Origin of the sequence: Nonomuraea sp. NPDC003804 (assembly GCF_040610675.1) — a bacterium.
Lineage (GTDB): Bacteria > Actinomycetota > Actinomycetes > Streptosporangiales > Streptosporangiaceae > Nonomuraea.
In genome coordinates this window covers 39,517-57,577 of record NZ_JBEXMT010000037.1, presented here as the reverse complement: position 1 = coordinate 57,577, position 18,061 = coordinate 39,517, and the positions used below count along the sequence as shown (strand labels likewise).

16 protein-coding genes are annotated in these 18,061 nt (G+C 71.5%); 9 read left to right on the top strand and 7 right to left on the bottom strand.

What is annotated here, in order from left to right; all coding sequences use genetic code 11:
- Window positions 1–2: 2 nt before the first annotated feature.
- Entirely contained in the window at window positions 3–401 is a 399-nt protein-coding gene (locus ABZX22_RS37840; RefSeq protein ID WP_354919574.1) for a hypothetical protein, read from the bottom strand.
- 197 nt (window positions 402–598) lie between these two features.
- Here ABZX22_RS37840 and ABZX22_RS37835 point away from each other — a divergent pair, with 197 nt between their 5' ends.
- Genes ABZX22_RS37835 through ABZX22_RS37820 form a run of 4 tightly spaced genes read left to right on the top strand, consistent with a single transcriptional unit; the run spans window position 599 to window position 4,797 of the window.
- Window positions 599–1,213 carry a heme-copper oxidase subunit III gene (locus ABZX22_RS37835; protein ID WP_354919444.1) on the top strand — a complete coding sequence of 205 codons (615 nt, stop codon included), beginning with the start codon at window positions 599–601 and terminating at the stop codon, window positions 1,211–1,213.
- A 16-nt stretch (window positions 1,214–1,229) separates the two neighbouring features.
- Window positions 1,230–2,039, top strand: coding sequence for a c-type cytochrome (locus tag ABZX22_RS37830; protein ID WP_354919441.1), 810 nt, complete (start codon window positions 1,230–1,232; stop codon window positions 2,037–2,039).
- Window positions 2,036–3,145: a Rieske 2Fe-2S domain-containing protein gene (locus ABZX22_RS37825; protein WP_354919438.1), complete on the top strand. Its 1,110-nt coding sequence runs from the start codon at window positions 2,036–2,038 to the stop codon at window positions 3,143–3,145. The genes ABZX22_RS37830 and ABZX22_RS37825 overlap by 4 nt, the downstream gene beginning before the upstream one ends.
- Window positions 3,142–4,797: a ubiquinol-cytochrome c reductase cytochrome b subunit gene (locus tag ABZX22_RS37820; protein WP_354919435.1), complete on the top strand. Its 1,656-nt coding sequence runs from the start codon at window positions 3,142–3,144 to the stop codon at window positions 4,795–4,797. Before ABZX22_RS37825 ends, ABZX22_RS37820 begins: the two co-directional genes overlap by 4 nt.
- Window positions 4,798–5,371: 574 nt before the next feature.
- Here ABZX22_RS37820 and ABZX22_RS37815 read toward each other — a convergent pair.
- Together ABZX22_RS37815 and ABZX22_RS37810 are read right to left on the bottom strand one after the other, a co-directional pair.
- Window positions 5,372–5,659, bottom strand: a complete 288-nt coding sequence (locus tag ABZX22_RS37815) for an Lrp/AsnC ligand binding domain-containing protein (RefSeq protein WP_354919433.1) — start codon at window positions 5,657–5,659, stop codon at window positions 5,372–5,374.
- A 17-nt stretch (window positions 5,660–5,676) separates the two neighbouring features.
- On the bottom strand, window positions 5,677–7,401 hold the full coding sequence (locus tag ABZX22_RS37810) for a DEDD exonuclease domain-containing protein (RefSeq protein WP_354919430.1): 1,725 nt from the start codon (window positions 7,399–7,401) through the stop codon (window positions 5,677–5,679).
- Between the two features lie 140 nt (window positions 7,402–7,541).
- Between ABZX22_RS37810 and ABZX22_RS37805 the strand changes: the two genes are divergently transcribed.
- From ABZX22_RS37805 to ABZX22_RS37795, 3 genes are read left to right on the top strand one after another with little or no spacing between them, the layout of a single operon-like run.
- Complete coding sequence (locus ABZX22_RS37805) at window positions 7,542–9,062, top strand: serine/threonine-protein kinase (RefSeq protein WP_354919428.1); 1,521 nt, start codon at window positions 7,542–7,544, stop codon at window positions 9,060–9,062.
- Between the two features lie 4 nt (window positions 9,063–9,066).
- Window positions 9,067–10,497 carry a serine/threonine-protein kinase gene (locus tag ABZX22_RS37800; protein ID WP_354919425.1) on the top strand — a complete coding sequence of 477 codons (1,431 nt, stop codon included), beginning with the start codon at window positions 9,067–9,069 and terminating at the stop codon, window positions 10,495–10,497.
- Between the two features lie 44 nt (window positions 10,498–10,541).
- Window positions 10,542–12,095: a hypothetical protein gene (locus ABZX22_RS37795; protein ID WP_354919422.1), complete on the top strand. Its 1,554-nt coding sequence runs from the start codon at window positions 10,542–10,544 to the stop codon at window positions 12,093–12,095.
- 194 nt (window positions 12,096–12,289) lie between these two features.
- On the opposite strand, the gene ABZX22_RS37790 is transcribed toward ABZX22_RS37795, so the two are convergent.
- Genes ABZX22_RS37790 through ABZX22_RS37780 form a run of 3 tightly spaced genes read right to left on the bottom strand, consistent with a single transcriptional unit; the run spans window position 12,290 to window position 14,931 of the window.
- Window positions 12,290–14,221 carry a PH domain-containing protein gene (locus tag ABZX22_RS37790; RefSeq protein ID WP_354919419.1) on the bottom strand — a complete coding sequence of 644 codons (1,932 nt, stop codon included), beginning with the start codon at window positions 14,219–14,221 and terminating at the stop codon, window positions 12,290–12,292.
- Complete coding sequence (locus tag ABZX22_RS37785; RefSeq protein WP_354919416.1) at window positions 14,218–14,709, bottom strand: PH domain-containing protein; 492 nt, start codon at window positions 14,707–14,709, stop codon at window positions 14,218–14,220. Before ABZX22_RS37785 ends, ABZX22_RS37790 begins: the two co-directional genes overlap by 4 nt.
- 3 nt (window positions 14,710–14,712) lie before the next feature.
- A complete protein-coding gene (locus ABZX22_RS37780) occupies window positions 14,713–14,931 on the bottom strand; it encodes a hypothetical protein (protein WP_354919413.1) in 219 nt (72 codons plus the stop codon).
- A gap of 128 nt (window positions 14,932–15,059) precedes the next feature.
- Here ABZX22_RS37780 and ABZX22_RS37775 point away from each other — a divergent pair, with 128 nt between their 5' ends.
- Window positions 15,060–16,229 (top strand): histidine kinase, encoded by a 1,170-nt coding sequence (locus ABZX22_RS37775; protein ID WP_354919410.1) that lies wholly within the window; start codon window positions 15,060–15,062, stop codon window positions 16,227–16,229.
- Window positions 16,226–16,876 (top strand): response regulator transcription factor, encoded by a 651-nt coding sequence (locus ABZX22_RS37770; RefSeq protein ID WP_354919571.1) that lies wholly within the window; start codon window positions 16,226–16,228, stop codon window positions 16,874–16,876. The genes ABZX22_RS37775 and ABZX22_RS37770 overlap by 4 nt, the downstream gene beginning before the upstream one ends.
- Here the strand turns inward: ABZX22_RS37770 and ABZX22_RS37765 are convergent.
- Window positions 16,871–17,899 (bottom strand): phosphotransferase family protein, encoded by a 1,029-nt coding sequence (locus tag ABZX22_RS37765; protein ID WP_354919407.1) that lies wholly within the window; start codon window positions 17,897–17,899, stop codon window positions 16,871–16,873. The genes ABZX22_RS37770 and ABZX22_RS37765 overlap by 6 nt on opposite strands.
- Between the last annotated feature and the right edge of the window lie 162 nt (window positions 17,900–18,061).

The following is an 18,061-nucleotide window of genomic DNA, read 5'->3' as shown; positions in this document are numbered from 1 at the left end:
ACCTACTTCGCGTTGAGTCGGGTCGAGGAGCGCTGCCGCATCAGGGTCGCGACGGCGTCGGCGACCGCGATCGGCTCCAGCGGCTGCGGCAGGACGGCGTCGGCGCGCGACCAGTTGGCCAGCCAGCGGTCGTCCTTGCGGGCGACGAGCAGCAGGATCGGCGGGCAGTCGTAGACCTCGTCCTTGGCCTGCTTGCTGACTCCCATGCCACCGGCGGGCTGGGCCTCACCGTCGAGCACGGCGACGTCGATCGTGCCCGAGTCGAGCAACTGCAGGACCTTCGGCTGGGTGGCGCACTCCACGATCTCCACCAGCGGGACGTCGGCTGCGGGACGGCGCCCGATGGCCTGCCGTACCTGGTCGCGGGTCCTGGCGTCGTCGCTGTAGACGAGGACCCTCATGGTGTCGTCGGTGCTCACGGTCACAGCTCACTATCAGTGGTAGCAGTATGGTCACCTGGGATCGTACCGGTGCCTCCAGGCGGAAACCCAGGCCGCCGGGGTCGGCGGGCGTTTTGCACTAATTCTCCCAGGCTGGGGGTGTGGGCGGACCCCCTAACGGGGGGTCGTGCGGCGACCCGACCACCAGAGCCGCAATAATGCTGCCCGTGGCGACAGCATCCGCAATTACGACGACGACAGCTCACGCGTCCCGGCGACCGAACCTGGTCAGCGTCGGGACGATCGTGTGGCTGTCCTCTGAGCTCATGTTCTTCGCGGCGCTGTTCGCGATGTACTTCACCATCCGGTCAGTGAGTCTCGGTCAGGGCAAGGCCTGGCCAGAGGCAGAGCTGAACATTCCGTTCTCTACGGTCAACACGATCATCCTGGTCCTGTCGAGTGTGACGTGTCAGCTTGGCGTGTGGGCCGCGGAAAAGGGTCAGGTCGGCAAGCTCCGCTTCTGGTACTTCGTCAGCTTCATCATGGGCGCCGTCTTCGTCGGCGGCCAGATCTACGAGTACATGCAGCTCGCTCATGAGGGCGCGACGCTTTCCGCGAACCCGTACACCTCGGTGTTCTACCTGACCACGGGCTTCCACGGCCTCCACGTGACCGGTGGACTGATCGCGTTCCTGTTCATGCTGGGACGCACGTACGCCGCGAAGCGCTTCACACATGAGCAGGCGACCAGCGCGATCGTCGTGTCCTACTACTGGCACTTCGTTGACGTGGTCTGGATCGGCCTTTTCGCGACCATCTACATCATTCAGTAAGGAAACGGGGATCTCTGTGACTAGGATCACCGCTCGGCGGCGGCATCCGCTCGCGAGATACGCCGTCCTGCTTTTCGCGTTGGCGCTGGTCGGGGGGGTGTATACCCTCATCTCGCCGACCGGCAGGCCGGCGGACGCCGCTCTGGCGGCCGGCAAGGCCGACGACGTCGCTGAAGGCAAGAGCCTGTTCCAGGCGCACTGCTCGAGCTGCCATGGCCTCAACGCCGAGGGCACTTCCACCGGACCCACGCTCGTCGGCGTGGGCGCGGCGGCAGTCGACTTCCAGGTGAGCAGCGGCCGCATGCCCGCCGCCAACCCTGGTGCCCAGGCACCGCGCAAGCCGGTGCCCGCCTGGGTCAACGAGGACACCACCCGCCAGCTCGGCGCCTACGTGCAGTCGCTCGGCGGCGGCCCCGTCGTGCCCGACAAGAACGCCGTCGACCCCGCGCAGGGTGACGTGGCCAGGGGTGGTGAGCTCTTCCGCGCCAACTGCATCCAGTGCCACAACTGGACCGGGGCCGGCGGTGCGCTCACCCAGGGCAAGTACGCGCCGAATCTGAACCAGGCGACGCCCACCCAGATCTACGAGGCGATGGCCACGGGACCGCAGGCGATGCCGGTCTTCAACGACTCCACGATCACTCCCAAGGAGAAGCGCGACATGATCGCGTACATCGTGGATGTGCGCGAGCAGAAGGACCCCGGAGGCTTCGGACTCGGCCGCATCGGCCCGGTCACCGAGGGCCTCGTGGCGTGGCTCGTGGGCATCAGCGCCCTCGTGCTGGCCGCCATCTGGATCACCGCTAAGAAGCGACAGGCGTCATGACAGACAACGGACATGAGATCGAGCAGCCGGACGAGCGCGTCCCCAAGCGCGTCATCGGCACTCCTCCGCACGGCAAGACCCTGATCCCCGCGGAGCAGAAGCCGGTGGACGTGGAGGTTCCCGGCGTCTACTTCCCCGACGAGGGCAAGGCCCGCAAGGGCGAGAGGATCGTGGCGCTCTGCTTCACGGTCACCTTCATCGCCGCCCTCGTGTTCATCGTCAACTACGTGGTCTTCCAGGTAGGCGACGTCGACAGCACGGCGGTCTCCAACTTCGCGCTCGGCGCGCCGCTGACCGTGGCCCTGCTCGGCCTCGCGGTCGGCATCGTGGTGTGGGTCCGTCAGGTCATGCCGAAGTACACGCTGGTCCAGGAGCGCCACCCGATGGCCTCCGACGACCCCACCAGGCGTTACGTCGCCGAGACGTTCCTGCAGGGCGCCAAGGAGAGCGGCCTGGCCAAGCGGCCGCTGCTGCGCCGTACGCTGCTGCTGGCCTCGGCCCCGCTCGGGCTGATCCCGCTGGTGCTGATGCGCGACCTCGACAACTCCAAGATGCCCGCCTCCGCCTTCCAGAAGGAGCTCCGCCACACCGTGTGGGGCACCAAGAACAAGGAGGGCAAGCCGCTCAAGCTCGTCGTCGAGGGCACGGGTCAGCCGATCCGCGCCGCCGACTTCAACTCGCCCGGCGGCATCCTGTCGGTGGTTCCCGAGGGCTACGAGCACGACCTCAACGCCCTGGCGAAGGCCACGCTCATCCTGATCAAGTTCCGTCCCGAGGAGATCAAGTCGGGCACGAACCTGAACTGGACCCACGACGGGATCGTGGCCTACTCCAAGATCTGCACGCACGTCGGCTGCCCCGCGGCCCTGTACGAGCAGACCACCCACCACATCCTGTGCCCCTGCCACCAGTCGACGTTCGACGCCGCCGACGGCGCCAAGGTCATCTTCGGCCCGGCCGCCAGGCCGCTGCCCCAGCTGCCCATCGCCGTCGACGAGCAGGGCTACCTCATCGCCAAGGGCGACTTCGCGGTGCCCGTCGGTCCCAGCTTCTGGGAGCGCGGCGACGCCGAGGCGAAGGTCAGGTCCGAGGGAGGCCACGCGTGAGCGACGACCTGAAGACGGTTCCCAAGGCCATCGGCGGCACGTCGAGCTACATCGACGACCGGATCGGCGCGGGCACCTTCCTCCAGCGCAACCTGCGCAAGATCTTCCCCGATCACTGGTCGTTCCTGCTCGGTGAGATCGCGCTCTACTCGTTCGTCATCCTGCTGCTGAGCGGTACGTTCCTGACGTTCTTCTTCAAGCCCAGCATGATGCACGTCATCTACGACGGCCCCTACGAGCCGCTCAAGGGCGTGATGATGTCGGAGGCGTACGCCTCCGCACTGGAAATCAGCTTCGAGGTCCGCGGCGGTCTGCTCATGCGGCAGATCCACCACTGGGCCGCCCTGCTGTTCGTGGCCGGCATGATGGTGCACATGCTCCGCGTGTTCTTCACGGGTGCATACCGCAAGCCGCGCGAGCTGAACTGGGTGATCGGTGTCCTGCTGCTGACGCTCGCGCTGGCCGAGGGTCTGACCGGCTACTCGCTGCCGGACGACCTGCTGTCGGGCGCGGGTCTGCGCATCACCGAGGGTGTGGCGATCTCGCTGCCGCTCGTCGGCACCTACATCACCTTCTTCCTGTTCGGCGGGGAGTACCCGGGCGAGGACGTCATCTCCCGGTTCTACTCGCTGCACATCCTGCTCATCCCGGGCATCCTGCTGGCTCTCATCTCGGCCCACATGGTGCTCATGTGGGTGCAGAAGCACACGCAGATGCCGGGCAAGGCGCGCAACAACCACAACGTGGTCGGCGCGCCGTTCTACCCCGCCTTCATGCTCAAGGCCGGCGCGTACTTCCTGTTCACCTTCGCGGTGATCGCTGGACTGGCGACCTTCGCGCAGATCAACCCGATCTGGGCGTTCGGTCCCTACACGCCTGCCGACATCTCGGCCGGTTCGCAGCCCGACTTCTACATGGGCTTCCTGGAGGGCTCCCTGCGGTTGATGCCGCCGTGGGAGATCAACCTGTTCGGGAGCAGCGAGGCCGGCACGCTGCCGCTGAGCGTGATCATCCCGGCGTTGGTGCCGATGGGCATCATCATGACCGGGCTGGCTCTCTACCCGTTCCTCGAGCGGTGGGTCACCGGCGACAACCGCGAGCACCACATCGCGGACCGTCCCCGCAACAACCCGCACCGCACCTCGATCGGCATGGCCGCCATCGCCTTCTACGGCGTGCTGTGGCTGCTCGGCGCCAACGACGAGCTGTCGGCCAACTTCCACATCAGCCTGAACTGGACGACCTACATCGGCCGGGTGATGGTGTTCGTGGCTCCGGTGATCGCCTACATCGTGACCTACCGGATGTGCCTCGGCCTGCAGCGTTCCGACGCCGCGATCATCGGGCACGGTGTGGAGTCGGGTGTGATCAAGCGGCTGCCGCACGGTGAGTTCATCGAGATCCACACGCCCGCGGCGGACGACATCGAGGCCCACATGCGCGGCAAGGAAGCCATCCCGCAGGTGGACGTCGACGCCGACACCGACGGCATCCCGCCCAAGGGGATGCGCGGTCCGCTCGGCAAGCTGCGCGGGAGCATGTCGAAGGCGTACGGCGGGGAGAAGATCCCGCTGGACGACGGTCACGGACACGGTCACGGCGACGAGCACGCCGAGATCACCTCCGGCGACGACCGCAGCCTGACGCACTAGTCTCGCCACACGAAACGCCCCGGCCCGGACACCATCCGTCCGAGCCGGGGCGTTTCCCTTTCCGCCGTCGCCTGGCGTCTTCTTCAGCGCGGGGGACTTCCTTCGCCTGGCGTCTCCTCACCGCGGGTGGCTTCCTTCCCCCGCCGCGTCCTTGCCGCGGGCGTGTTGTCCGCCCTCCCGTACGGCAAGCCGGGTCAAGGCCACCGCAGGCGGGTGGCCGGGGCCCGTCCATCACGCCACTCCAGCGGGACTCCGGCAGGCCGCCGTCACGTCGCCCGCGATGCCCGCTGTCCGTCTCCCAGGCCGGCCACGTGCGCTCGGTGACGCGTATCCCTGGAAAGAGGCCGGCCACGTGCGGAGGGTGGCGCCTGGCCCGGCTTGCCGTACGGGCCGGGTGGATGTCTGGAAGCGAAGCGCGCCGGGCACCCGCTCGGCACTCACGCACGCGCGCCCGCGATCAACAGGTCGGCGCTCACGAGGAGGAAGGGGAGCGCGGTGCGGTCGGTCGGATGGGGGCGGCCGGTGGAAGGGGGCGCGCGGGTCGGTCGACCGGTGGAAGAAGGGGGCGTGCGGGTCAGTCGGATTCGGTGAGGCCGATGGAGAAGGCGGCGTCGAGGTCGTGCTTGGAGTAGGTGCGGAACGCGATGTGCGTCGAGGTGTCGAGCACGCCGGGCACCTTGTTCAGCCGCCCGGGGATGACCTCGGCGATCTCCTCGTAGGCGGCGACGCGCACGATGGCCAGCAGGTCGTATTCGCCGGTGATCGAGTAGACCTCGCTGACGCCGTCGATCTCGGCGATCGTCTGCGCGATCTCCGGGATCCGGTCGACCTCGGCGTTGATGTGAACGATTGCCGTGACCATGCACCAACTGTATCGGGTCACCGCAACGGTCGTCCCTCGCGGCGACTGCGGTGGTCGAGGCGCTGGTAGGCCAGGTCGATGCGGGCCTTGTGGCGGGCGGCGCCGTGGGCGGGCAGCGCCCACTCGCCGTCGACCTCGACCAGGCGCACTCCCGGCGACTCCAGCCAGCGCAGGATGCACTCGGTCTCCTCGGCGCTGGCGGCGTGGATGGGGCCGGGGCCGGGGATGACGATCTCCGCGGTGGCGACGAGCTTCTCGACGAAGGGCGTGGGGTGGGCGCCGCGCGGCATGTGGGCGGCGGCGGTGAGCCTGCCGTACCGGATGACGTGGATGTCCCAGCCGCCGTCGAAGGCGGGGCTGGCCGCGACCATCTGCGGGATCCGGGTCAGGGCGGTGAGGCGCTGCATCCTGGCCGCGGTGCGGACGTAGGAGGCGAGCCGGTCGCGGTCGACGGAGGCCTCCTCGTAGCGTTGCTCGACCGACAGGCGCTCCATGCGGGCCTCGAGCGCGGTGAAGACGAGGGAGACGTCGGTGGCCATGGCCCTGCGGGCGCTGGCGACGTGGACGGCGTAGTCGGCGGGCGTCTCCAGCCCCTCGCACGGGGCGCCGCACCGGCCCATCTCGTGCAGCACGCAGGCGGGTCGCCGGGTCCTGAGGGTGAGGCGCTCGGTGCACTGGCGCAGCGGCACGGCGTCGTGGAGCGCGGTGCGGGCGTCGTCGGCGGCCTTGGCGCTGGTGAAGGGGCCGAGGTAGGCGGCGCCGTCGTCCTTGAGTTCGCGCACGATCGACAGGCGGGGGAAGGGCTCGTCGGTCAGCTTGAGCCAGACCACCTTCTCGGGAAAGCGCGACCTGCGGTTGTAGCGGGGTTTGGCGCCGCCGATCAGGCGCAGCTCCCTGACCTCGGCCTCCAGCGGGGTGGCGCAGACGATGTGGCGGACCTGCTCGGCGATGCCGATCATCTCGCGGATGCGGGGCCTGGTCTCGCTCGCGGTGAAGTAGGAGCGGACGCGGTTGCGCAGGTTGGTGGACTTGCCGATGTAGAGGACCTCACCGCGGGCGTCCTCGAACAGGTAGACGCCGGGGGCGTGGGGCACGGTCTCGGCCAGGTGGCGCTTGCGCTGCTGCTCGGGCGTGGGGGCGCGGACGAACGATTTGAGCTCTTCGAGAGTGTGGACCTGGAAGGACCCGGCCCGGGCGATCAGGCCGTGGAGCACGTCGACGGTCGCTCTGGCGTCCTGCAGGGCGCGGTGGCAGGGCTCGACGGGGCTGTGGAAGAACCTGGCGAGCGTGGAGAGCTTCGCGTTGGGGATCTCGTCGCGGGTCAGCACCCTGCGCGCCAGGTCGACGGTGTCGACGACCGGATTGGCGGGCGGCGGGTAGCCCTGCGCGGCGCAGGCGGCCTTGATGAAGCCGGTGTCGAAGGCGGCGTTGTGGGCGACCAGCGTGGCGCCGGAGATGAACTCCAGGAAGCTGGGCAGCACCGACTCGATGCGCGGGGCGGCCATCACCATCGCGTCGGTGATGCCGGTCAGCACGGAGATGAACGGCGGGATGGGACCGCCGGGGTCGACGAGCGTGGCGAACTCGCCGAGCACCTCGCCCGCGCGCACCTTGACCGCGCCGATCTCGGTGATCGCGTGCTCCTGCGCCGAGCCGCCGGTCGTCTCCAGGTCGAAGACCACGAAGGTGACCTCGCTCAGCGGGGTGCCGAGCTCGTCGAGAGTGCCTTGAACCGCGTCCACGTTCCAAGACCATAGAGAGGCGGACCGACAGTTATCGGGGCGACCCGGCGATCGACGGACTGATCTGCGCGCCCGGGTTCGCGGTAGGCGACGATCCGGGCAGACCTCATCATGGGAGATTATTCGTTACTCTCCCCTGTATGTCCGGGGGACGACTCGCCGGCCGCTACACCCTGATCAGGCCGCTGGGCAGCGGCGGGATGGGCAAGGTCTGGCTGGCCAGAGACGAGATGCTCGACCGCGAGGTGGCGGTCAAGGAGCTCACCCTGCCCGAAGGGCTCGACGAGCAGGGCAGGGCCGAGGCCGTGGCCAGGGCCGCACGCGAGGCGCAGGCCACCGCCCAGCTGCGGCACCCCGGCGTGGTCGCGCTCCACGACGTCCTGGTCGAGTACGGCAGGCCGTGGCTGATCATGGAGTTGTTGCGCGGCCGCACGCTCGGCGACGCGATCGCCCAGGAGGGCCCGATGCCGCCCGCGACGGTCGCCAGGATCGGCGCGGACGTGCTGGAGGCGCTGACCGCCGCCCATTCGCGCGGCCTGCAGCACCGCGACGTCAAGCCGGGCAACGTCTTCCTCACCGACAGCGGCCGGGTCGTGCTGACCGACTTCGGCATCGCCAGGCAGGAGGGCCAGGCGACGCTGACCCAGGCCGGCCTGATGATCGGCTCGCCCGGGTTCATCGCGCCCGAACGCCTGGAAGGCGAGCCGGGCGGACCGGCGAGCGACCTGTGGTCCCTGGGCGCCACGCTGTTCGCCGCGGCCGAGGGTGTCTCCGCCTACGAGGGCACGGCGATGGAGCGGATCAGGGCGACGCTGACCGCGCCGCCGCGCCCGCCGTACCTGGCCGGGCCGCTGGCGCCCGTGCTGACCGCGATGATGGCCAGGCACCCGGCGGCGCGGCCCGATCCGTGGAGCACCGTCCACGCGCTGCGCCAGATCGCCTCGGGGCAGGAGGCTCCGTCGCTGACGCGCCAGGACCTGACCGTCCCCGGAAGGCTCGGCCGGCCGCGCCGCGGACGCCTGTGGTGGCTCCTGCCCGCGGGCGCCGTGGTGGTCGCGGGCGCGGTGGCCGCCGTCCTGTTCCTGTGGAGGGGCGGCGCCACGGCCACGCCCACCGCGTTCACGCTGCCCGTGGACCTGTGCGGGCTGCTCACCCCGTCCCAGGTCGGCGAGGCGCTGGGCACCGGCCAGCCGCCCAAGGGCACGCAGAACGTGGCGGAGGGCGACGACAGCCTTGGCGTCGCCTGCGACTGGACCGTCAACGGCAGGGGTGTGTCGCTGACCGCGCAGCGCGACTCCGACACCCCGCAGCCCTGGGCGATGACCGCCGAGTCCGCCCACCGGCTGATGGAGAGCCAGCGGGTGTGGATCGGCAAGTACAAGGAACTGCAGTGGTCGTGGAAGGAGATCGGCGCCAAGGGGCCGTTCACCGCGCAGATCGGCAAGGCGCAGCCGCTGCAGGGCGTGGGCGAGGAGGCCTACACCTACGAGCTGAGCGCCCAGGGCAGGGTCCACACGGCCGTCGTCATGTACCGCGTGGCCAACCTGGTCATGCAGGTGGAGTACACCACGCTGGCCAGCAGGCCCACCGACGAGCAGGTCAGGGAGAGCGCGCTGACCATCGCCCGGCACACCGAGCAGGCGCTGCGGAGCGGGGGCTAGCGTCGTGCACTACCTGCTCTCCGGCCGGTACCGGCTGACCGAACGGCTCGGCGAGGGCGGCGCGGGCACGGTGTGGCGCGCCCTCGACGAACGGCTCGGCCGCGAGGTGGCCGTCAAGCAGGTCCGCATCCCGCAGCAGCTCGACGCGGCGGGCCGGGCGGCCTTCGTCGAGCAGGCCATCCACGAGGCCAGGTCGGCGGGCCGGCTGCGTGACCCCTCGATCGTCATGGTCCACGACGTGGTGCTCGACCAGGACCTGCCGTGGATCGTCATGGACCTGGCGACGGGGCGCTCCCTCGACAAGATCATCAAGGAGACCGGGCCGCTGCCTCCGCACATCGTGTCGCGCATCGGCCTGCAGATGCTGTCGGCGCTGGAGGTGGCCCACGCGCACGGCATCCTCCACCAGGACGTCAAGCCTGCCAACATCCTGCTGGACGCCGACGGCACCGCGATGCTCACCGACTTCGGCGTGGCCGCGCCCGTGGGCGGCGTCGGCGGTGGCGGGTCGCCCGGATACATGGCGCCCGAACGGCTCAACGGCCTGCCCGCGGGCCCGGCCTCCGACCTGTTCTCGCTGGGCGCGAGCCTCTACACCGCGGTCGAGGGGAAGCCGCCCTTCTACCGGGAGATGCAGGCCGCGGTGGCCGCCGCAGTCCTGCTGCACGAGCCGCCGCCGCCCGAGCGGGCGGGCCGCGACCTGGGCAGGCTGATCCTCGACCTGCTGGCCAAGCAGCCCGAACGGCGCCCGCACGCGCGTGAGGTCCGCGAGCGGCTGACGAGCTCGGCGCACACCGCCCCGGTCGCCTACCGGCCGCGCCGCCGGTGGAAGCTGCCCGCGGCGCTGGCGGTCGCCGGGGCCGCCGCCGTGGGCGGGCTGGTCTACGCCCTCGCCGTCGCCGGGCCCGGGCAGGCCGAGCAGGGCAGGTTCGCCGGCGTGCCCGACGCCTGCGCGCTGCTCAGCGACGCCCAGGCCCGCGCCCTGCTGGGCGGCGAGATGCGCAGGGACGCGCCGATGCCCGGCGGCTGCAGGTGGAAGGTGTGGCGAGGATCCGGCGAGGAGCGCTCGATCAGCCTGCGGCTGACCGCGCACCGGCCGCAGGACGGCCACGACGGGCCGGGGGTGGCGGCGCTGGTGTTCGACGCCGACCGTGGGGCCGCCGCCGCGTCCGACGGCACGTCGTTCCGGAAGACCACCTACAAGATCAGGGACGTCCAGGGCGTGGGCGAGGCGGCCTTCGCCCAGGACAGCTTCGAGACCCACCAGGTGGGGCGGGGCCGTACCGGCCAGGTGTGGTACCGCGTGGCCCTGCGCGACAGCAACCTCACCGCGGAGGTCGTCTACCACATCCAGGACGCGAGGCAGGTCGACGCGGCTGGGCAGCGGGTGGCTGAGACGGCCGCGCGGCAGGTCACATCCTCGCTTCGAGGTTGACCGGTGCGAGTCAACCGCCATCAGGACGGCTAGCATCCATGCCCATGTCTTGGAATCAGGACGATCCCCCGCCTACCAACCCGTACCGCGCACCGGACTGGCAGTTCCAGCAGGTGCCGACGATGCCGGCGCAGCCACCGTCCCCGCCGCCGAAGCGACGGGGATGGGTGCTGCCGGTGGTGGCGGGAGGGGCCGCGGTCGTGCTGATCGCCGGCGGCGCGGGCGCCTTCCTCCTGTACGGCAGGCCCACCGCCGCCGACGAGCCCGCCAAGCCCACACCGGTCTCCCCTTCGGCCGGCGTCACGGCATCGGCCACGGGGACGGCCACCGCGCCCGCCGCCGCGCCGACGCTCGACGCCTGCGCCATGCTTCCCCCCGCCGAGGCCGAGCGCCTGGTGCCCGGCGCGACGGTGGACAAGCGCTCCAGGGACTCCGACTACGCTGTCGTCTCCTCCTGCGACTGGACCAACCGCCGCATCTCCTACGGCGAGTTCTGGCGCAGCCGCGAGATCAGGATCAACGTCTCCCAGTACCGGCCCGACGGGCCCAAGACGGGCAGGGCGGAGGCGCAGCAGGCGCACGAGGCCGAGCGCGGCTTCTTCTCCTACAAGGCGACCAGCAAGGACAAGGACGCGAAGCCGGGGGAGAAGAACTACTACTCGCCCCTCAAGGAGTACGCGGGGGTGGGTGACGGCGCCTTCGGCCAGTACACCTGGCGGCGCGACAAGCTGCTGTGGTACTCGTTCGGCGAGGGTCGCGTCCGGGTCGACGACCTCGTCATCGAGGTGCACTACCAGGCCAGCCAGCAGCGCAAGGAGGCCAAGCTGCTGACCAACGAGAGCGTCCAGTCGGTCAGCGAGGAGAACGCCCTGCGCGAGGTCGGCGTCCTGCTGACCCACTTGGCCAAGGCGGCGGCCGAGTGGAAGAAGGCCCATCCGGCCGTCCTGGCCTCGGTCGCGCCCAGCGCCTCGCCGTCCCCTTCGCCCGTCCCGACCCCGTCGTCCACGCCCACCGTGCTGGCCCAGATGCCCGAGGCGTGCAAGCGGATGGCGCCCGCGATGATCAAGCTGGTGCCCGGCGCTACCGAGCGGGCCAGGGGCAACGACGCCGTCGGCGTGAAGGAGACCGAGTGCCGCTGGCTCAACCTGAAGGCCCCCGCCGGCCAGGGCCGGCGCGGGATCCGCAGCGCGCTCGTCACGGTCCAGGTGTTCAGCAACCGGGCGGGCGCCGGAGATCCGACCGCCGCGCTGAGCGCCTACTCCACCGAGCTGTCCGGCGCCGTGGGCATGGCGGAGAGCTCGCTGGGCGGCTTCACCTGGGGCAAGGTCGACAAGCTGCAGGGGCTCGGTGACGCCGCCTTCGTCCAGTACCGGGTCGACAGGAAGAACGCCGTCTTCAACGGCGCCGCCGACGTCGTGGTCAGGAAGGGCTTCACCGTCATCCAGGCCTCCTTCTCGGGGGCCGAGATGGGTGCCGACGAGCCGACCAACTCGCCGAAGGTCGAGGTGCTGGGCGAGAAGGAGGCCCGGGCGGCGGCCATGACGGTGGCGAAGGAGATGCTGGCCGCCCTGGCCCAGGCGACCCCGCAGGAGGACTGACGCGCCCGCCCCACGCGACGGGACCGTCTGCGCGGCGCCGGGCGTCTGCGCGGCGCGCCGTCCCGTCTGCGCGGGGCGGCGGCTTGTCGGCGTAGGGCGGCGGCCCGTCTGTGCGGCGCGGCGGTCCAGGTCCTGGGCCGGGCGGGCGGGCGGTCAGGTCCTGGGCCGGGCGGCCCGTCTGTGCGGCGCGGCGGTCAGGTCCTGGGCCGGGCGGGGCGCGGGACCCGGGCCAGGAACGGCTCCAGCAGTCCCGGTACGGCACGCGACGCCAGGTCGAGCCCCTTGGCGACGCCCACGTCCAGCACGTCGTAGTGGCCGTCGCCCGCCGCGGTCGTGGCCGACACGGTGATGAGGCCCAGCCGGCGCTGGAAGACCGACTGGCGGATGCGCCAGCCCACGATGCCGCCGGTGTCGAGCGCCACCGTGGTACGGCCCGCCGAGCCGGCCCGGGTCAGCAGGTGGCCGCCGGCCAGCCGGTGCCCGAGCCCTCGGTAGGCGTCGGCGGCCAGGGCCAGTCCGGCGGGAAGGGCGAGGACGGGCAGCGCCCAGGCGACCGGCGGGATCCACCCGGTCAGCCACTCGGTGACGCCCATGGCGGCGGCAAGCACGGCGACCGCGCCGATGGCCTGGCGCGTGCGACGGCCTCTGGCCGCCTTCGGATGCGGCTCCAGCTCGCCCCATGCCACGGCCGCCCGTGCGTCCACCGGATCCGTAACAATGGACCCGGTATGTCCACCAGCGGCTCCGGCGGGCCCGTGGGCGTCCGGCGCGCCGGCAAGGGTGTGTCCGCCGTCGGGCCCATGGGTGTTCGGAGTTCTGGAAACGGTGGGTCGGCCCGCGACAGTGTGGTGGTCCGGTGTGCCGGGGAATCCGCGGGTGGCGGGCGCGTCCTGGACGGCGGGGCCGGGCGGGGTGGGGGCCGGTGAGGCGTGCAGGACGTGGGAGGCGACGCGGAAGGCCTCGGCCCGCGGGACCGGCGGGGTCAGCGCGGAGACCTCCTCGCTCTCCTGTCCTTCCGCCTTGCGCAGCCCCACCGCCACCACCCTGACCTTGGCACCCCCGCCCAGCCTCAGCAGCAGCGGTTCGGCCACCGCCACCCCGCGCAGCCTGCGCGTCTCCATGGTGAGCGACCGTGTGGTGAGCAGCCCCCTGCGCACCCGCAGCGTCCGGGCCTCCTGCTCGAGCCGGTAGTTGCCCCACGACTCGGCGAACAGCCCCAGCGCGCCGGCCAGCCCGACCAGCAGGCTGCCTGCCGCCACGATCGGCACCGCGACCCACGGGTTGCCGACCAGCCACTCCCACGCCGCCGTGGCCGCCGCGGTGCTGAACAGGTCGATGCCGACCACGTCGAGCACCTTCTTCAGCGCTCCGGCCGCGACCGCGCCGCCGACGAACACCCAGATCGACAGCGGCGCGTAGCGGATCCAGCCCCACCGCAGCGCGGCGACGACCCGCACGCTCTCCTCGTGTCCAGCATGCCCGGCGTGCCTGGAGTGACCGGAGTGCCCAGCGTGACCGATGTGCCCAGCGTGACCGGGGTGTCCGGGCTCGGTGTGCTCACGATGGCCGGGCCCGGCGTGCCCGAAGCGCTCTGGGTGCCCGGGGTGACCGGCGCTCGGTGAGGCCGGTGCGGCCGCACCCGCCCCCGTCAGGAGGGTACGGCGCAGCGCCTCGGCCTCGGCGGCGGCGATCGCGTTGAGGGTGAGCTCGGTGTGCTCGCCGGTGGTGTGCTCGCCCGTGCCGATCTTGACGACGGCCAGGCCGAGCGCCCGCCGTACGACGTCGGCCTTGACGTCGACGCTGCGCACCCGGTCGCGCGGGATCGACCGGTGCTGGCGGACCAGCACGCCCGCCCGCAGTTCGAGCCGGTCGTGGGTGAGCCTGAACCGGGTAGTGCGCAGCCGGGCGACGCCGTAGGCGTAGGCGGCGGCCACCACCAGCGCCACCACGCCGGCGGCGCCCGCGATGACCAGCTCGCGCGGCAGGTCCGCGCCGGTCAGGAGGCGCGTCACGCCGAAGGCGGCGGGCGCGGCGACGGTCAGCGACAAGGCCGCCGTGGCCAGCGGGATCCTGCGGTGCAGCGCGCTCCACGCCATGTCGTCCTGGTGCTGCTGCCGCGCGGTCACGTGGCGTCCCCCTTCGTCGCCTGCGTCACGGCGGTGAGCCTGGCGGCAAGCTCGGCGGCCAGCTCGTGGTCGAGCCCCTCGATCGTGATCGCCCCCGCCGCCGACGCGGTGGTCACCGTGACGTCGGCCAGCCCGAACATCCGCTGCACCGGGCCGCGCGCGGTGTCGACGGTCTGGACGCGCGACATCGGCGCCACCCTCCAGGTGTGGGTGATCCAGCCGGAGCGGACGTAGACCGCCTCGTCGGTGATCTCCCACCGCTGGACCCGATAGTAGGCGCGCGGCACGGTCGCGGCCGACAGCAGGCAGGCCAGCGCGACGGCCACGGCCACCCCGCCGAGAACGGCCGGCCGCGGCGTGAGGAACCAGTAGGCCGCCAGGACGGCCGCCGCCAGGGGGACGGCCAGCAGGAAGGCCTGGACGGTCCACCAGGCGACCGTGCGCGGGTCGGCCAGGTTGCGAGGAGGACGCAGGGTGAGCTCGGTCACGGGTCAGCCGGTCCTCTTCATCGAGTCGGCGGTGGCCAGCAGCGCGAAGCCGAGGATGCCGAGCCCGATGCCGGCGAAGACCTCGTAGCCGTCGAGGAACGGGAGGCGGTTGACGATCAGGAAGTCGTGCGCCCAGCCCCACCAGCCGAGGACGGTGTTGACCACGCCGCCGACGCCCTGGATGAGGAGCACGGCGCCGGCCACGTCGAGGATTGCCTTCATGCCGCCAAGCCTCGGGTTCGGGCGGCGGCCGCTGCGTCGGCCACAGGTTGAGACCGGTATCGACTTTGGTCGCTGTCGCCCCGCCGAAGGGTGGCCCTACGGTGGGGGCCCATGAAGGGTGGGGGACCATGAAGGTGGAGTACCGGTGGCTGCTGCCCTCGGTCCTGCTCGGCGATCCGGAGGAGGGGCGGCCGGTGCGCCGCTCGACCCGCGACTGGATCGTGGACATCCTGGTCTTCCTGGTCGCCTGCGGGCTGGCAGTGCTGTCGCTGCCCGACCTGGACGGCCTGGCCAGGCCGTTGCGGGTCAGCGAGCAGGTGCTGGGCGCGCTGGCGTGCGCGTCGGTGTGGCTGCGCCGTCGCTGGCCGGTCACCCTGGCGGTCGTGACGACGCTGCTGTCGGCCACCTTCGTCATGGTAGGCGGCGCCTCGGCCGTGGCGCTGTTCACGGTGGCCGTGCACCGCCCCTTCAAGATCTCCGGCATCGTGCTCGCGCTCAACCTGGTCAGCGTCTTCCCGCTGGCGCTGTGGCGCCCCGACGAGCTCGGTCCCGCGTGGATGATGGGCGTCGGGGTGCTGCTCGTGTTCGCGGTGTTCGGCTGGGGCATGGTCGTCAGGTCCAGACGCCAGCTGGTCCACACCCTCAGGGAGCAGGCGCAGGTGGCCGGCCGGGAGGCCAGGCGGCTCGAACGCGAGCGCATCGCCCGGGAGATGCACGACGTGCTCGCCCACCGCATCTCCATCCTCAGCCTGCACGCGGGTGCTTTGGAGTTCCGGCCGGACGCGCCGCCCGAGCAGATCTCCAAGGCGGCAGGGGCGATCAGGGAGAGCGCCCACCAGGCGCTGCAGGACCTGCGTGAGGTCATCGGCGTGCTCCGCCAGCCGGGCGACGAGGCCGACGGCCGTCCCGAGCGCCCGCAGCCCACGCTGGACGACCTGTGCGGGCTGGTCGATGAGTCGCGCGCGGCGGGCATGGAGGTGGCGCTCCGGCTGGAGGCGGTCGGCCAGGCGCCGGAGAGTCTCGGCCGCAACGCCTACCGGATCGTTCAGGAGGCGCTCACCAACGCGCGCAAGCACGCCCCCGGCGCGCCCGTCCGGGTGGTGGTGACGGGCGGCCCTGGCGAGGGGCTGACCATCGCGGTCCGCAACAAGACCAGCTGGCCGTCCAGCATCCCCGGCACCGGCACGGGGCTGATCGGGCTGGCCGAGCGGGCGGAGCTGGCCGGTGGCCGGCTGGCCCACCGGCGCGCCGCCGAGGGGGATTTCGTTCTGGAAGCATGGCTGCCGTGGGAGAAATGAAGATCCGGGTGCTGATCGTCGACGACGACGCGCTGGTCCGAGCGGGGCTGTCGATGATCCTCGGCGGCACCGGCGACATCGAGGTGGTGGGCGAGGCCGCCGACGGCGACCAGGTGCCGAGGCTGGTCGCCGAGCACCGGCCCGACGTGGTGCTCATGGACATCCGCATGCCGCGCGTCGACGGGCTGTCCGCGACCGAGGCGCTGCGCGGCACGGCGAGCCCGCCGGAGGTGGTCGTGCTCACCACCTTCCACGCCGACGCCCAGGTGCTCAGGGCGCTGCGGGCGGGGGCGGCCGGGTTCCTGCTGAAGGACATCCCGCCGGCCGACCTGGTCGCCGCCATCCGCCGGGTGGCCGCGGGGGAGCCGATCCTGTCGCCCGCCGTCACCAGGCAGCTCATCTCCCACGTGGCCGACGGCGGCGCGGGCACCCGCAGGGACCGGGCGCGGGCGATGCTCGACCGGCTGAGCGAGCGCGAGCGCGAGGTGGCGGTCTTGGTGGGGCGGGGGCGGTCCAACGCCGAGATCGGCGGCGAGCTCTACATGAGCGTCGCGACCGTCAAGGCCCATGTCTCGCGCATCCTCACCAAGCTGGCGCTCAACAACAGGGTGCAGATCGCGCTGCTGGTCCACGACGCGGAGTCATGACAGCATCCGCTCCAGCCGGGCGCGGTGCAGCACCATGTCGTCGGGGTCGTCGGGAGCGGGCTGCTCGCCGAAGTGGATCCGGCGCTGCCAGACGCGGGCCATGACGATGCCGTGCCGCAGCGCCGCGTACACCTCGTAGAAGTCCATGTCCCTGGGCGTGTGGCCGGACAGGTCGCGGTAGGTGGCGCAGACGTCGGTGCGGCGCATGAAGCCGGGCAGGCCGGGTAGCTCGAAGACCTCGGCCAGGTCCTGGAAGAACCGGTGCAGGAAGATCATCCAGGCCAGGTCGAGCTCGCGCGGCCCCACCGCCGCCATCTCCCAGTCGAGCACCGCCACGGGCGTGAAGTCGCGGTACATCACGTTGCCGATCCTGGCGTCTCCCCAGGTCAGCACGTCGGGGCCGGGCTCGGCGGGCCAGTGGTCCTCCAGCCAGTCGAAGGCCCGTTCCAGCAGCGGGATGCGCGAGGGCCCGCGCATCCACTCGTAGTAGGCGCGCTGCGCGTCGACGTGTGCCCGCAGCCCGCGCCGGCCGAGCGGAGCCAGTTCGGCGTCGCTGAAGCGGGTGCCGTGCAGCCGGGCGGCCACGGCGACCGTGGCGTCCTGCAGCCGCCGCCGGTCGTCGGGCGCCGCCTCCAGCAGCCAGCCCTCGAAGGTGTACGGCGGGACGTCGGGCGGCACCTCGCCCTCCTCCCGCTCCATCACGAAGAACGGCGTGCCGAGCGGTTCGGCCGACGGCTCGAACCGCAGCGCCCTCGGCGCGAGCACCCCGGCCCGTTCCCTGGCCAGCCGCATCACCTCGAACTGTGTGCCGAGGTCGTAGGTAGGGAAGACCGGCACCGCCTCCCGCGCGGGCGCCAGCCGGGCCACGCACCTGGTCGTGCCCGCGGTGAAGAACAGCGTCTCGCTGGACATCCCGTTGGCCGAGGGTCGCGAGAGCTGCGAGACCTCCTGCCCGAGCCAGGCGCTCAGCCGCTCGCGCAGCTCGTCGAGGTCCCTGGTGGAGGTGCGCATCTGCTCGGTCACGACCCTGTCGTACCTCTCCAACCAAGCGCTTGTCCATATACGAGTCACGACACGGACATGTGTGTGACACCCTTACCCTTGGTGAGTAGGACAATCGCGAAGGGTCAGTCGAGAGGCAGTGGGATGAGCTCAGCCGGTGATGGCCTGTCTCGTCCGCTTCCC